Origin of the sequence: Pseudomonas sp. NPDC087614, from assembly GCF_044743485.1 — a bacterium.
Taxonomy (GTDB): Bacteria; Pseudomonadota; Gammaproteobacteria; order Pseudomonadales; family Pseudomonadaceae; genus Aquipseudomonas; species Aquipseudomonas baetica_A.
The window spans coordinates 42398-56118 of the sequence record NZ_JBIUWN010000008.1; the positions used below are offsets into that span (position 1 = coordinate 42398).

Annotated in this window: 15 protein-coding genes; 6 read left to right on the forward strand and 9 right to left on the reverse strand. The window is 58.3% G+C overall.

All coding sequences use genetic code 11. The annotated features are described in order from the left end of the window. The first annotated feature begins 410 nt into the window (after nt 1-410). On the forward strand, nt 411-1415 hold the full coding sequence (gene yejK / locus ACIOWA_RS05030; RefSeq protein ID WP_339432095.1) for a nucleoid-associated protein YejK: 1005 nt from the start codon (nt 411-413) through the stop codon (nt 1413-1415). After that, on the forward strand, nt 1415-1765 hold the full coding sequence (locus ACIOWA_RS05035) for a glutaredoxin family protein (protein WP_339432094.1): 351 nt from the start codon (nt 1415-1417) through the stop codon (nt 1763-1765). Before yejK ends, ACIOWA_RS05035 begins: the two co-directional genes overlap by 1 nt. Before the next feature lie 48 nt (nt 1766-1813). Here the strand turns inward: ACIOWA_RS05035 and ACIOWA_RS05040 are convergent, their stop codons facing one another. The 5 genes from ACIOWA_RS05040 to ACIOWA_RS05060 form a co-directional block, all read right to left on the reverse strand. Then, the gene (locus ACIOWA_RS05040) at nt 1814-2749 is read right to left on the reverse strand and encodes a glutathione S-transferase family protein (RefSeq protein ID WP_401158545.1); all 936 of its coding nucleotides are present in this window, start codon (nt 2747-2749) and stop codon (nt 1814-1816) included. Between the two features lie 84 nt (nt 2750-2833). After that, on the reverse strand, nt 2834-3136 hold the full coding sequence (locus ACIOWA_RS05045) for a GIY-YIG nuclease family protein (protein WP_401158547.1): 303 nt from the start codon (nt 3134-3136) through the stop codon (nt 2834-2836). A gap of 39 nt (nt 3137-3175) precedes the next feature. Next, the gene (locus ACIOWA_RS05050) at nt 3176-3646 is read right to left on the reverse strand and encodes a nuclear transport factor 2 family protein (protein WP_339432090.1); all 471 of its coding nucleotides are present in this window, start codon (nt 3644-3646) and stop codon (nt 3176-3178) included. A gap of 143 nt (nt 3647-3789) precedes the next feature. Beyond that, nucleotides 3790-5076, reverse strand: coding sequence for a CynX/NimT family MFS transporter (locus ACIOWA_RS05055; RefSeq protein WP_401158549.1), 1287 nt, complete (start codon nt 5074-5076; stop codon nt 3790-3792). Next, nucleotides 5066-5725: a FadR/GntR family transcriptional regulator gene (locus ACIOWA_RS05060; RefSeq protein WP_339432088.1), complete on the reverse strand. Its 660-nt coding sequence runs from the start codon at nt 5723-5725 to the stop codon at nt 5066-5068. Before ACIOWA_RS05060 ends, ACIOWA_RS05055 begins: the two co-directional genes overlap by 11 nt. A 166-nt stretch (nt 5726-5891) precedes the next feature. On the opposite strand from ACIOWA_RS05060, the gene ACIOWA_RS05065 reads away from it, so the two are divergent. Both ACIOWA_RS05065 and ACIOWA_RS05070 read left to right on the forward strand, forming a co-directional pair. Continuing rightward, nucleotides 5892-6197 carry a type II toxin-antitoxin system MqsR family toxin gene (locus ACIOWA_RS05065; protein ID WP_339432087.1) on the forward strand — a complete coding sequence of 102 codons (306 nt, stop codon included), beginning with the start codon at nt 5892-5894 and terminating at the stop codon, nt 6195-6197. Then, complete coding sequence (locus ACIOWA_RS05070; protein WP_401158552.1) at nt 6194-6682, forward strand: type II toxin-antitoxin system MqsA family antitoxin; 489 nt, start codon at nt 6194-6196, stop codon at nt 6680-6682. The genes ACIOWA_RS05065 and ACIOWA_RS05070 overlap by 4 nt, the downstream gene beginning before the upstream one ends. Before the next feature lie 57 nt (nt 6683-6739). On the opposite strand, the gene ACIOWA_RS05075 is transcribed toward ACIOWA_RS05070, so the two are convergent. The 4 genes from ACIOWA_RS05075 to ACIOWA_RS05090 all read right to left on the reverse strand — a co-directional run bounded on the left by ACIOWA_RS05075 (nt 6740) and on the right by ACIOWA_RS05090 (nt 10901). After that, the gene (locus ACIOWA_RS05075; RefSeq protein ID WP_401158554.1) at nt 6740-7504 is read right to left on the reverse strand and encodes an amino acid ABC transporter ATP-binding protein; all 765 of its coding nucleotides are present in this window, start codon (nt 7502-7504) and stop codon (nt 6740-6742) included. Nucleotides 7505-7514: 10 nt separating this feature from the next. After that, nucleotides 7515-8612 carry an amino acid ABC transporter permease gene (locus tag ACIOWA_RS05080; RefSeq protein ID WP_339432085.1) on the reverse strand — a complete coding sequence of 366 codons (1098 nt, stop codon included), beginning with the start codon at nt 8610-8612 and terminating at the stop codon, nt 7515-7517. Between the two features lie 10 nt (nt 8613-8622). Further along, the gene (locus tag ACIOWA_RS05085) at nt 8623-9804 is read right to left on the reverse strand and encodes an amino acid ABC transporter permease (RefSeq protein ID WP_339432084.1); all 1182 of its coding nucleotides are present in this window, start codon (nt 9802-9804) and stop codon (nt 8623-8625) included. A 65-nt stretch (nt 9805-9869) separates the two neighbouring features. After that, nucleotides 9870-10901, reverse strand: coding sequence for an amino acid ABC transporter substrate-binding protein (locus tag ACIOWA_RS05090; RefSeq protein WP_221729935.1), 1032 nt, complete (start codon nt 10899-10901; stop codon nt 9870-9872). Between the two features lie 466 nt (nt 10902-11367). Between ACIOWA_RS05090 and ACIOWA_RS05095 the strand changes: the two genes are divergently transcribed. Both ACIOWA_RS05095 and rhlB read left to right on the forward strand, forming a co-directional pair. Beyond that, a complete protein-coding gene (locus tag ACIOWA_RS05095; RefSeq protein ID WP_339432083.1) occupies nt 11368-12024 on the forward strand; it encodes an alpha/beta fold hydrolase in 657 nt (218 codons plus the stop codon). 96 nt (nt 12025-12120) lie between these two features. Beyond that, nucleotides 12121-13599 (forward strand): ATP-dependent RNA helicase RhlB, encoded by a 1479-nt coding sequence (rhlB, locus tag ACIOWA_RS05100; protein WP_339465861.1) that lies wholly within the window; start codon nt 12121-12123, stop codon nt 13597-13599. The last annotated feature ends 122 nt before the right edge of the window (nt 13600-13721 follow it).

Consider the following 13721-nt stretch of genomic DNA (forward strand, 5'->3'; position numbering starts at 1 on the left):
TAAGAAAGAGCCATGTACTGTTCCATCCCGATCAAATTCATATGGATTGCAGAGTGCAGTGTCAGCCATCGAGCCCGATCTTCTGGATCTGGCACCCTCGGCGATAACCACGACGAGTCGGGGTTATAGATACCGAAATCAGGGTTTGGTTCGACCTGACAAATGCTGAATGCACGCTTAACGCAGTGACTTCGCGTAAGACCGGGCAAAACTAGCACAGAGGCGGGGAAATATCCGCTTCTAGCTACCCATTTGGTCAGCTTTATTGCTCTAAATCGGCAAAAAACTGCATAACCACCTTCGAGCCCCCCGGTTTTGCCCTTCAGCCCGCGCCAAAACCAGTGGTTGCGGTACACTGGGCGCTTTTTCGGGGGAGCCTGCCCTCCTCCCTTCCAACAGCCGAGAAGCCCATGCCGATCCGTCATTGCATCGTCCACCTGATCGACAAAAAACCCGACGGCACGCCCGCAGTTCTGCACGCCCGTGACTCTGAACTGGCTGAGTCCGCGGCCATCGAGAACATGCTCGCCGACCTCAACGAGAGCTATAACGCCAAACAGGGCAAAGCCTGGGGCCTGTTCCATCCGGAATCCGGTGCATTCCCGTTCAGCGGCTGGCTGAAGGAATACATGGAGGGCGCTCACGACTTCACCGCGTTCAGCAAAGTCGCGGTCGAACATCTGCAAAAGCTGATGGAAGAGTCGAACCTGTCAGTCGGCGGCCACGTGCTGTTCGCCCACTACCAGCAAGGCATGACCGACTACCTGGCCATCGCCCTGCTGCACCACAGCGAAGGCGTGGCGGTGACCGATGAGCTGGACGTGACGCCGTCGCGCCACCTCGACCTCGGTCAACTGCACCTGGCGGCGCGGATCAACGTCTCCGAGTGGCAGAACAACAAACAGTCCAAGCAGTACATCTCGTTCATCAAAGGCAAAAACGGCAAGAAGGTCTCGGAATACTTCCGCGACTTCATTGGCTGCCAGGAGGGCGTCGATGGCCCGGGCGAAACCCGCACCCTGCTCAAGGCGTTCAGCGACTTCGTCGAGAGCGAAGACCTGCCGGAAGATTCGGCCCGAGAGAAAACCAAGACACTAGTGGATTACGCCAGCAGCCAGGCCAAGCTCGGCGAACCGATGGGCCTGGAAGAGCTGTCGGAGTTGATCGACGAAGAACGTCCGAAGGCCTTCTACGATCACATCCGCAACAAGGACTACGGCCTCTCGCCGGAGATTCCGGCAGACAAACGCACCTTGAATCAATTCCGCCGTTTCACCGGCCGCGCCGAGGGCCTGTCGATCAGTTTCGAAGCGCACTTGCTGGGCTCCAAGATCGAGTACGACGAAGAGGCCGGCACCCTGGTCATCAAGGGCCTGCCGACGTCGCTCACCGATCAGCTCAAGCGCCGCAACTGATGCTCGCCAATGTACTGAAGAAGGTCGCGCTGGTTCTGCTCGTGGTGGTGGTCTATCAGAACTGGGGCAAGATCGAGCGGGTTTTCAATCCGTCACAAATGGTTTCCGAGCAGACCCGTGCCAGTGCCCATGTCGTGCTGTATGCGACCGACTGGTGCGGCTACTGCAAGCAGACCAAACGCTTTCTCGACAGCAAGGGCATTGCGTTCAAGGAATTCGATATCGAGAAGGATGCCGAGGCGCGCAAGGCGTATGAGGCATTGGGTGGGCGCGGGATTCCGCTGATTGATGTGAACGGCACGTTGATTCGCGGATTCGACCCGGACGAAATCCTCGCCGCCCTGAAATGAATGTGGGAGCAAACGCACTCCCACGGGGTTGGCAGATGACGGGGTGAATCAGCGCGCTTCGATACGGAAACCCAAGCGTGGGAAGTGCACATGCACCACACCAGCGCGTGGGTCTTCGCGACGAAGGATCAACTCTTCACTGCCTGCAAACAACAACTCCCCAACCACCGGATCAACCCCGTAATCCGTCGCGGCAATTGCCACTGGCTGCCCGGCCTTGAAGCCGTTCGGGTCTTCGAATTGCTCACTTGGCAGCGCTTGTGGCGTCGAGTTACGTGCCACCTCCAGCGCCTCCTCGGCCGTCATCTCGCTCGCGGCGCCATGGCCAAAGCCCAAGACGCGGCCCACCCATGCTGACACCGCCGGATACTCATCCACCAGCGGCGCGGTGACAGGCGTCGCCTTGAGGAACCACATCGGGTGCACCAGGGCGAAGTCAGCAATCGATGGCTCACCAAACAGATAGTCACCCTGCTCGCGCAGCAACTGCTGCTCCAGGCGCGCCATGATCGTCGGCCATTGGTGTTTGGCCAGTTCGGTAGACAAACGCGTAGCGCTGCCACCGCTGAACAACCCGGCACGGTCTGCCAGAAAGGCCTTGATGGCTTCCGGCGGCAGTTTGCCGAAACGCACCGCCACCGATTCAGGTTGAAACACCAGGCTGACCGCATGTTGGAATACCACCGAATCCGCCCATGCAGCGAAACTGGCGGTAATCATTTCCTGACCTTCAGGGAAAAATGCCGGCAGGGCTTTCTCCTGCTCCAGACGACGGGCGATCAGCGAAGTGTCGCAGTAGATGTCAGCGCCAATCTGCAGCACCGGCGTTTTACGGTAACCACCGGTCAGGGCCGTCAGGTCAGGCTTGGGCATCACCGGCGAAATATGCACCGAGCGCCACGACAAGCCTTTGAACCCCAACAGCAGGCGGGCCTTTTCGGCAAATGGGGAGGTCGGGTAATGATGCAGAATCAACTCGGGCATGCTCGGCTCCGCCGCTCAGATAGTGAGTCGGCAGCTTAGCGCGCATTGGCTTGGCAGCCTACAGGTCTGGCTGATGGGAACCAATCAGTCGGATTGATAAGACGCCACCAGGCATTCCTTGGCGCTTTTTTTGAGCTTTTTGATCAACCGCTCCTGGCGCAACGCATCGCTTTTATCGCGGCACAGCTCGGTATAAACCAGCGCCATGGCCGGGCTGGAGAGGAAGAATCGCGCGCCTTTGCCACTCTGATGCTTGGCAAAACGGCGCACGGGATCATCGCTGATCCCGCAATACAACGAACCGTTGGCGGCGCGCACGAGGTAGACGAACCAGGACTTGCTCACCGGCTCGCCAACATCGACAGATTTTTCGCTAAGGCTGGTCACTTTGGGATTTAGGCGTGTAGAAAACAGGCGGCGATCTTATCAGCGACCAGCCTGAAATGCCTTCAGTCCCTTCAGCGCCTGGGCGCGCACGGCGTTGCGCACCAGCGGCGTCCAGCCCAGCAGCAAGCCTTTGAAGCCCAGCGCCTGACGTGACCAGCGCCACAGGTCGAAGTGGTCGTGGTGTTCGCAGATCTTGCCGTCGCGAAATACGAAGCGCGCCTGGATATCGTTGACCACGACATTGCCGGTCTGGCTGAACAGGTAGGTCGCGACCCAGTGCGCGCCACCGCTGCGCTCATCGGCGCGAACGTTGTCGAAGGTCAGGGAGAAGTCTTTGGCCCGCGTGGTGAGCATGCGCCACATGTCGCCGGCATCGCGCCCGCGCAGTTCGCCGAAGGCCGGATCGCTGAACACGACGTCATCGGTGTAACACGCGGCCATGGCGTCGGCATCGAGGTTCTCAAAGGCCTGGTAGAACCGGGTGATCAGCGCGGCGTGGGCTTCACTCATGGGCAAACTCCAAAATATGGACAGATTGCCAGTACGATAATCCGCAAAGTGCGCAAACACTATCGGCATTCGTAAACCGAATACCCGCAGCACACAAAACCTATGTGCGAGCCTGCTCGGTTCCACATTTGAAATCAGCGCATTCAGATTTTTTCGCTTGTGACCTGAACGTACAACGCACGACCGGCCCCCAGGCCGGCGAGGATCGCGCCACAGCCAATGATGCCGAAGATCCAGCCCAACGCATTCCAGCCGCCGGTCCAGTCATGCACCACACCGACCGCGAACGGCCCCATCGACGCCAGCGTGTAGCCGAAGCCCTGGGACATGCTCGACAGATTCGCCGCTACATGAGCATCCCGCGAGCGCAACACAATCAACGTCAACGCCAGACTGAACGTACCGCCCTGCCCCAGCCCCAGTAGAATCGCCCAGCCCCACAGGCCTTCGATCGGTGCATACAGGCAACCGAACAAACCGCCGAGGGTCAGCGCCATCACCACCACGATGGCCAGACGCTGATCCTTGCCACGGGTCGCCAGCCAGGGCGCGGCCAGCGAACTGGCGAGCTGGATGATCACCGAGCCGGACAGCACCAAGCCGGCCTGAGTCGGTGTCAGCCCACGACCGATGAGGATCGAGGGCAACCAGCCGAAAACGATGTAGGCCAGCGACGATTGCAGGCCCATGTACAAAGTCACCTGCCAGGCCAGCGGGTCACGCAGCAAACCACGCACGCGGTAGGCGACGTTATGCGCACCGTGTTTGCGCCCGACTTGCGGCAACCAGAAGACCGCGGCGACCAGCGTCGGAATGACCCAAAAACCCAGGCCCATGGTCCAGCTGTGACCGAAGTGTTCGCTCAGCGGCACGCTCGAACCTGCCGCCATTGCTGCGCCCAGGCACAAGGCCATGGTGTAGACACCGGTCATGGTGCCGGCGTGTTTGGCGAAGTCGCGTTTGACGATGCCCGGCAGCAAAACACCGATGATGCCGATGCTGGCGCCGCCCAATACGCTGCCGGCGAACAAGCCGATCTCGCCAAAGTTGCTGCGCAAAATGATCCCGCCAGCCAGTGTCAGCAGAATCCCCAGCACAACCCGTTCAGCACCAAAACGCCGCGCCAGAATCGGTGCCAGCGGTGCAAACAATCCGAGGCAGAGCACCGGCAACGTGGTCAGCAAACCCGCCTGCGCCGCCGACAGCCCGAGGCTTTTGGAAACATCGCTGAGCAACGGTGCCATGCTCGACAGCGCCGGACGCAGGTTCAGCGCGACCAGAATCAAGCCCAGCAGCAACAGCCACGGCCGACGTACCAGGGGGTGGCTTTGTTGCACCTGCTCGTCATCGGCCTCGGCGTCGATCAACAGCTCTTCAAGTTCGGCTGTTCGCTTTGGAGCGGACAGGTTTATTTCGCTTTCAAGATTCATTGATCAACTGCCTCGATATGGCTTTGGCCCGCTCCGGGTCACGTCGCTCGACCGCATCGAGCAATTCGATGTGCAGATCGAACACTTCCTGACGACGCGGGGAGATGTTCAGGGTCTGGCGCAATTGCGCGCCGACGATGCTGGAAAAATAGCGATACAGCTCGCTGAGGGTCGGGTTGTGCGCGGCGTCCACCAGCCGACGATGGAACACCAGATCGCAGGCAATGTAGGTATCGAGATCGCCGTGGTAATGGCTGCCGCTGGTGCCAAGCGCCTCGCGCAATGCGACGAGGTCTTCGTCGCTGCGGCGCAACGCCGCCAGACCAATGGCCTCGACCTCAAGGATGTGCCGGGTTTCCCGGGCCTGCTCCAGTGAGCAGCGCGACAGCGCCTTGAGCGTGTCCATCGGGTCGACCACCGCGCGCAAATAACTGCCGTCGCCCTGACGGATTTCGATCAGCCCGGAAAACGCCAGCACGCGCATGGCTTCACGCACGGTGTTACGACTGATGCCCAGTTCGGCGCACAGCTCAGGTTCGGTGGGCAGACGCTCACCGACCTGCCAGACGCCGCTATTGATGCGCTGACGCAACTGATCCAAGGCCTGATCAACCAGGGATCGTTTAATGAGTGGAGAAATGTCTGACATAGGATTCGCCCTTTCATCCAATCATGGGATGAATTTTCTGACATGTTAGTCAGACTCATGTAGGACGGCAACCGCCTAGGGTCAATCGGAGACACATGAAGCGGTATTTTCGATTGGTGAAAATTACCCTTTAAGGGTAATTTTAGGGACAGGGTTTTGCTTTCTTATGGAAAAGAACACACCCCATTACGACGTGGCGGTGATTAAGGCGGATGTCGTGCGACGCGGCAAAGAAGCCTTCACCCGACGCGCGCTGGAGACTGGCAGGGAAATGGGCATGTCATATGAATCAATGACGCATATCGTCTGCTCGCTTGAGCGGCGCATGCTTTACAAATCCATGACGTCCTACGCCAACCATCGCAACTGGCACGATCACACCTCGTTTCGTGGTTTGGAGATTTACATCAAAGTGACTTACTGCTCTGGCGGTGGGCCCCCGGGAATCTCCTTCAAGGAGAAAAACACATGAGCAAAAGACCGTGCATCAGTTGCGGCACCGAAGACGGAATGAGTCATTTTCGAAATCGCAGTCTCACCGTCAATTACAAACAGTTTTCGCGGCTCGTGCACACTCTTGCCGGTTGGGAGTGCAGGGCTTGCGGTGAAGTCATTTTTGACAACGACACCGACAGCGCTGAACGCTACGTGGATGCCGGGGATCGTTTGCTCGAAGACTCCCTTCGACTTATTGGCGCCGAGATGAAACGCATCCGACTTAAGCTTCATCTCACCCAAAGGAACGCGGTGAAGTTGTTATCGGGTGGAGGACACAATGCATTTTCACGCTACGAGCGGGGCGAGCTTTCTCCTCCTCAACCGCTGCTCACCTTGATGCAACTACTGGATCGCCACCCGCATTTGTTGGCCGACGTACAGGCAGTCAATCAAGGTAACGATCTCAAGCAGCTAATGGCTGCGCGTTACCCAGAACACGAACCTGTATTGACCTCCTGACCCCGGACAAAATAAACCCGGAACTCAATCCGGGTTTAATTCAATGCCTGGACTCGATCAATGCAAAATCTGACTCAAGAACAGCTTCGTCCGCTCATTCTGCGGATTACCGAAGAAGTCGTTCGGCGCAGCCTGCTCTACGATCTCGCCCTTGTCCATGAAGATCACGCGATTGGCCACGGTACGGGCGAAGCCCATTTCATGGGTCACGCAGAGCATGGTCATGCCGTCTTCGGCGAGGCCGATCATGGTATCCAGAACTTCTTTCACCATCTCTGGATCGAGCGCCGAGGTCGGTTCGTCGAACAGCATGATTTTCGGCTTCATGCACAGGGCGCGGGCGATCGCCACACGCTGCTGCTGACCGCCGGACAATTGCCCCGGAAATTTATGCGCCTGTTCCGGAATGCGTACGCGCTCCAGATAATGCATGGCGATTTCTTCGGCCTTGCGCTTGGGCATCTTGCGTACCCACATCGGCGCCAGGGTGCAGTTCTGCAAAATGGTCAGGTGCGGGAACAGGTTGAAGTGCTGAAACACCATGCCGACTTCACGGCGGATCGCTTCGATTTGCTTGAGGTCGTTGGTCAGCTCTACGCCATCGACAACAATGCGGCCCTGCTGGTGTTCTTCCAGGCGATTGAGGCAACGAATGGTGGTCGACTTGCCGGAACCCGACGGGCCGCACAGGACGATACGCTCGCCCTGCTTGACGTTGAGGTTGATGTCCTTGAGCACGTGGAACTGGCCGTACCACTTGTTGACGCCCTGCATCTGAATGATGCCTTCAGGGCTCACAGGCTTTTTGCTTGCTTCAGTCATTACACAACTCCTAACGCTTGTGGCCAGTGTCGAGCTTGCGTTCCAGGTGCATGGAATAGCGCGACATACCAAAACAGAAAATCCAGAACACCAGGGCGGCGAACACGTAGCCTTCGGTGGCCATGCCCAGCCATTTTGGATCGGCAGCGGCTTGCTTGACGCTGTTGAGCAGGTCAAAGAGGCCGATGATGATCACAAGGCTGGTGTCCTTGAACAGCGCGATGAAGGTGTTGACGATCCCGGGAATCACCATTTTCAGGGCTTGGGGCAGGATCACCAGGCCCATCGCTCGCCAATAACCGAGGCCCATCGCCGAAGCGGCTTCGTACTGACCTTTGGGGATCGCTTGCAGACCGCCGCGCACCACTTCAGCGACATAGGCTGACTGGAACAGGATCACGCCGATCAGCGCCCGCAGCAGCTTGTCGAAGTTCATGCCTTCAGGCAGGAACAGCGGCAGCATCACCGAAGACATGAACAGCACCGTGATCAACGGCACGCCGCGCCAGAACTCGATGAAGGTCACGCAGACCACACGAATCGCCGGCATGTTCGAACGACGGCCCAGTGCCAGAATGATCCCCAGCGGCAACGCACCGGCAATACCGACGGTGGCGATCACCAACGTCAGCATCAGACCACCCCATTTAGGCGTCGGGACGTTGATCAGGCCGAAGAGTCCGCCGTGCAGCAGAAAGTAGGCAATGATCGGGTACAACACCAGAAAGCTCAGCCCGTACACCGCTTTACGCGGAAAACGCGAGATGAACAGCGGTGCCGCGCCAATGACCGCCAGCCATACGGTCAGATCCACCCGCCAGCGCAAGGCCGTCGGGTAATAGCCATACATGAACTGGCCAAAACGCTGCTGAATGAACACCCAGCAGGCGCCGTCCTTGGTGCAATCGGCGCGAGTGGTGCCGACCCAATTGGCATCGAGAATCGCCCAACTGAGAATCGGAGGAACCACCAGATAGATCAGATAGAACGCAAACAGGGTCAGCAGGGTGTTGAGCCAGCTGGAGAACATGTTCGCGCGCATCCATGCAATCACACCGATGCTACTGCTCGGTGGAGGCATGTCGGGTTTGAAAGTATGAGTACTCATGCGCTTTTCCTTACCGCTCGATCAGCGCAATGCGCTTGTTGTACCAGTTCATCAGCAGGGAAATGCTGATACTGATCGCCAGGTACACGCTCATGGTGATGGCAATGACTTCGATCGCCTGACCGGTCTGGTTGAGCACGGTGCCGGCGAACAGCGAAACCATTTCCGGATAACCGATACCGGCCGCCAGCGAGGAGTTCTTCGCCAGGTTCAGGTATTGGCTGGTCAGCGGTGGAATGATCACGCGCAAAGCCTGCGGGATAATCACCTTGCGCAGGGTTGGGCCGTTTCGCAAACCCAGAGAGTGCGCCGCTTCGGTTTGCCCGTGGCTGACAGACGCGATACCCGACCGCACGATCTCGGCAATAAAGGCCGCCGTGTAGACCGTCAGGGCCAGGGTCAAGGCCAGCAGTTCCGGAATAAGCACCCAGCCATCGACAAAGTTGAAACCTTGCAGGTGGGGGAATTCCCAACGCAGCGGCGCGCCGAAGATCAGTGCACACAACGCAGGAATCACAAAGAACAGCGCCACCCCGGCCCAGAACTTGTGGAACGGCACACCGGTTGCTTCAAAGCGCTTGTTGGCCCAGCGGCACATCAGCACAACAGCAACGATGGCCACGACGACGCTGACCACAAACGGCCAGAACCCGTCCGCCGCCAACGCCGCGGGCATATTCAAGCCGCGACTGCTGACAAAGAAGGTGTCACCGAAGTTATGACTGTTGCGCGGCCCTGGCATGGTCAGAAACACCGCGAAGTACCAGAACAGGATTTGCAGCAGCGGTGGGATGTTACGGAAAACCTCAACGTAAACTGTCGCCAGCTTGTTGATGATCCAGTTCTTGGACAGCCGCGACACACCGATGATGAAGCCCAGGATTGTCGCCAGGATCACGCCGATGATGGTCACCAGCAAGGTGTTGAGCAGGCCGATGACAAAGACCCGGGCATAGCTGTCCGATTCTGTGTAGTCAATCAGGTGTTGTGCGATGCCGAACCCGGCACTGCGTTCCAGAAAGCTGAAACCGGAAGTAATGCCCCGGTGTTGAAGGTTGGTTTGCGTGTTATCGAACAGATACCAACCCATACTGACCACCGCGATAACCGTGATGATCTGAAACAGCCACGCACGCACACGTGGATCGCTGAGGCTGAACCTCTGCTTTGGTGCGCCGATTGAATTTTGCATGAAGTGCCCCGCAAAGAATGGAACAGAACATCACCCGGTGGTTGGCCCACCGGGTGATAGAACCATCAGCGCACTGGTGGTGCGTATTGAATGCCGCCGTTGGTCCACAGGGCGTTCAGGCCGCGGTCGATTTCCAGCGGAGTGCTCTTGCCGAGGTTTTTCTCGAAGATCTCGCCGTAGTTACCGACTTGCTTGACGATTTGCACGACCCAGTCTTTGGGCAGTTTCAGGTCTTTGCCGTATTCACCGTCAGCGCCCAGCAGACGGGCAACGTCCGGGTTCTTGGTGGATTTGGCTTCGGCTTCAACGTTTTTCGAAGTGATGCCGGCCTCTTCAGCGTTGAGCATTGCATAGCCAACCCAACGAACGATGGCCAGCCACTCGTCGTCGCCGTTACGCACGACCGGACCCAGAGGCTCTTTGGAAATGGTTTCCGGCAGAACTACGTAATCCTTCGGCGAGGCCAGCTTGGTGCGTTGTGCATACAGCTGCGACTTGTCGGAAGTCAGCACGTCGCAACGACCGGATTCCAGCGATTTGGCGCTTTCATCGGAGGTGTCGAAAGTGATCGGGGTGTACTTCAGGCCATTGCCACGGAAGTAATCGGAAACGTTCAATTCGGTGGTGGTACCGGCTTGAATACAGATGGTCGCACCGTCCAGTTCCTTGGCACTTTTCACGCCCAGCTTCTTGTTAACCAGGAAGCCGACACCGTCGTAATAAGTGATGAAACCAGGAAACTTCAAGCCCATGCCGGCATCACGCGAGCTGGTCATGGTGGTGTTGCGCGACAGAACGTCGATCTCGCCGGATTGCAGCGCGGTGAAGCGCTCCTTGGCATTCAACTGGCTGAACTTGACCTTGGTCGCGTCGCCGAAAACAGCAGCGGCCACAGCGCGGCAGACGTCAGCGTCGATCCCGAGGATCTTGCCGGTAGAGTCCGGCACCGAGAAGCCCGGCAGACCGTCACTCACGCCACACTGCACGAAACCTTTCTTCTGCACGGCATCCAGCGTTGCACCCGCCTGAGCGAACCCGCTGACGCCGAGAACCGTTGCTGCAGTCACGATCGCCAGAGTGGATTTCAACATCTTCATTCAAACCTCCAGTTTTGCTCTTGTTGTGTCGGAGCTTGAGTCCTGTCGCACCCTTTTGAGGCGTTGTTGACCCGTGTTGGCTTTTTTGGGGTCAACCGACGTATGACCTTCGCTATGAGTCTAGTAGGAGAAAATCCACATCATGGACAACTCACTTCTCACCAGTCGGCCGAACGGGCTGTAGCCCTTTCACGTTCGCTAAGCCCGAAGCGGCCATTGGCGAACATCCATCACCGGATTCTTTGCTATCCCGTCATCAGGCGTTCACTGATAGTGTTACCGCCAGGCGCGAGATCGATTGCACGACTACCTCAAAGCAAAGCCCGTACCACACCGGCCGCTGAAGCGATTGAGCGACAGGTCAATAGCAAAACTTGCAGCCTTGCGACATATTCTTAACAGATAAACCGGGCGCGCACGCAAATCGCGCACTCAATGAGAGCGCCCGCACACAATTGGAGCAGCCATGACCGAGCCCTTGATTCTTCAGCCTGTTAAGCCCGCAGACGCCTGCGTGATCTGGCTGCACGGCCTCGGCGCCGATCGCTATGACTTCCTGCCGGTGGCTGAAGCGTTGCAGGAAAGCCTCTTGAGCACGCGTTTCGTGCTGCCTCAGGCGCCGACCCGGCCCGTTACCATTAATGGTGGATATGCCATGCCGAGCTGGTACGACATCAAAGCCATGAGCCCGGCGCGAGCGATCGACCGCGATGAACTGGAAGCCTCTGCCGAAGACATTATCGAGTTGATAGAAAGCGAGCGAGCCAGCGGAATAGACGCCTCGCGAATTTTTCTTGCCGGTTTTTCCCAGGGCGGCGCCGTGGTTTTACACACCGCGTTTTTGAAATGGCAGGGCCCATTGGGCGGGGTGCTGGCGCTGTCGACGTATGCGCCAACGTTCAGCGATGCACTGGAGTTGTCCGCCAGCCAGCAGCGCATCCCGGCGCTTTGCCTGCACGGTCAATTCGACGGTGTGGTGCAGAACTCGATGGGGCGTAGCGCATTTGAGTATTTAAAGCAGCATGGTGTCACCGTGACATGGCAGGAATACCCAATGGAGCACGAAGTGTTACCCGAAGAAATTCGCGACATCGGCGTCTGGTTGAGCGAACGCCTGCGCTGATTTTGCGCGCAAGCCCTGCCCTTTGATCATCCCGCTACGCCGCGCCCGATTCTTGCATTACACTGGCCGGCGTACATTCCTTAACCAATTGATGAGATGACCGTGCTCAAAGCACTCAAGAAAATGTTCGGTAAAAGCGAGGCTGAGCAGCTCGCGCCAGTTCCTAGTGCGCCCTCGAGCGCCCCCGGTCATCGCACCGATGTGCCTGCGGTCGACCGCCAGGCTTTTGTAGCGCCACCCAAGCAAGTGCCAAAACCTGCCCCGACCGTACCCGTTGTCGCAACGCCGGCAATGAGCGAAGCGCCAAAACCGGCCAGAGCGCGTCGCGAGCCCAAGCCCAAGGCACCGGTCATCCCTTGGAAACTCGAAGACTTCGTCGTCGAGCCTCAGGAAGGCAAAACCCGCTTCCACGATTTCAAGCTGTCCCCGGAACTGATGCACGCCATCCAGGACCTGGGCTTCCCGTATTGCACGCCGATCCAGGCGCAAGTGCTGGGCTTCACCCTCGCCGGCAAAGACGCCATCGGTCGCGCGCAGACCGGCACTGGCAAGACGGCCGCGTTTTTGATCTCGATCATCACTCAACTGTTGCAGACGCCGCCGCCCAAAGAGCGCTACATGGGCGAACCCCGCGCGCTGATCATCGCGCCGACCCGCGAACTGGTGGTGCAGATCGCCAAGGACGCCGCCGACCTGACCAAGTACACCGGCCTGAACGTGATGACGTTTGTGGGCGGCATGGATTTCGACAAGCAACTCAAACACCTCGAAGCACGCCATTGCGACATCCTCGTCGCCACACCGGGCCGTCTGCTTGACTTCAACCAGCGCGGCGACGTGCATCTGGACATGGTCGAAGTGATGGTGCTGGACGAAGCCGACCGCATGCTCGACATGGGCTTCATCCCGCAAGTACGCCAGATCATTCGCCAGACGCCACCGAAAAGCGAACGCCAGACGCTGCTGTTCTCCGCGACCTTCACCGAAGACGTGATGAACCTGGCCAAGCAGTGGACCACCGACCCGTCCATCGTCGAGATCGAGTCGCAGAACGTCGCCAACGAAAACGTCGAACAGCACATTTATGCCGTGGCCGGCGCCGACAAGTACAAACTGCTCTTCAACCTGGTCAACGATAACGGCTGGGAACGCGTGATCGTGTTCGCCAACCGCAAGGACGAAGTACGCCGCATCGAAGAACGCCTGGTGCGTGATGGCATCAACGCCGCGCAACTGTCCGGCGACGTGCCGCAGCACAAACGCATCAAGACGCTGGAAGGCTTTCGCGAAGGCAAGATTCGCGTGCTGGTGGCCACCGATGTTGCCGGTCGCGGCATCCACATCGACGGTATCAGCCATGTGATCAACTTCACCCTGCCGGAAGTGCCGGACGACTACGTGCACCGCATCGGCCGTACCGGTCGTGCTGGCGCCGATGGTGTGTCGATCAGCTTCGCCGGCGAGGACGACTCCTATCAATTGCCGTCCATCGAAGAAAAACTGGGCCGCAAGATCAGTTGTGAAACGCCGCCAACGCATCTGTTGCGCGCCGTTGAGCGCAAGCGTCCACAGTAAGCGACGCCATAAAAGAAGCGCAGCCGGTAACGGACTGCGCTTTTTTTTCGCCTGATTTTTTTCAACAGGCGCTTGCTAGGCAGAACTAAAAGTCCATAATGGACAAATTAGTTTAACTCTTG

What these genes read in the sequence shown, in the direction of transcription:
- yejK (WP_339432095.1), top strand. Translation starts at nt 411, where the DNA reads ATGCCGATCCGTCATTGCATCGTCCACCTGATCGACAAAAAACCCGAC.
- ACIOWA_RS05035 (WP_339432094.1), top strand. Translation starts at nt 1,415, where the DNA reads ATGCTCGCCAATGTACTGAAGAAGGTCGCGCTGGTTCTGCTCGTGGTG.
- ACIOWA_RS05040 (WP_401158545.1), bottom strand. Translation starts at nt 2,749, where the DNA reads ATGCCCGAGTTGATTCTGCATCATTACCCGACCTCCCCATTTGCCGAA.
- ACIOWA_RS05050 (WP_339432090.1), bottom strand. Translation starts at nt 3,646, where the DNA reads ATGAGTGAAGCCCACGCCGCGCTGATCACCCGGTTCTACCAGGCCTTT.
- ACIOWA_RS05055 (WP_401158549.1), bottom strand. Translation starts at nt 5,076, where the DNA reads ATGAATCTTGAAAGCGAAATAAACCTGTCCGCTCCAAAGCGAACAGCC.
- ACIOWA_RS05060 (WP_339432088.1), bottom strand. Translation starts at nt 5,725, where the DNA reads ATGTCAGACATTTCTCCACTCATTAAACGATCCCTGGTTGATCAGGCC.
- ACIOWA_RS05065 (WP_339432087.1), top strand. Translation starts at nt 5,892, where the DNA reads ATGGAAAAGAACACACCCCATTACGACGTGGCGGTGATTAAGGCGGAT.
- ACIOWA_RS05070 (WP_401158552.1), top strand. Translation starts at nt 6,194, where the DNA reads ATGAGCAAAAGACCGTGCATCAGTTGCGGCACCGAAGACGGAATGAGT.
- ACIOWA_RS05075 (WP_401158554.1), bottom strand. Translation starts at nt 7,504, where the DNA reads ATGACTGAAGCAAGCAAAAAGCCTGTGAGCCCTGAAGGCATCATTCAG.
- ACIOWA_RS05080 (WP_339432085.1), bottom strand. Translation starts at nt 8,612, where the DNA reads ATGAGTACTCATACTTTCAAACCCGACATGCCTCCACCGAGCAGTAGC.
- ACIOWA_RS05085 (WP_339432084.1), bottom strand. Translation starts at nt 9,804, where the DNA reads ATGCAAAATTCAATCGGCGCACCAAAGCAGAGGTTCAGCCTCAGCGAT.
- ACIOWA_RS05090 (WP_221729935.1), bottom strand. Translation starts at nt 10,901, where the DNA reads ATGAAGATGTTGAAATCCACTCTGGCGATCGTGACTGCAGCAACGGTT.
- ACIOWA_RS05095 (WP_339432083.1), top strand. Translation starts at nt 11,368, where the DNA reads ATGACCGAGCCCTTGATTCTTCAGCCTGTTAAGCCCGCAGACGCCTGC.
- rhlB (WP_339465861.1), top strand. Translation starts at nt 12,121, where the DNA reads ATGACCGTGCTCAAAGCACTCAAGAAAATGTTCGGTAAAAGCGAGGCT.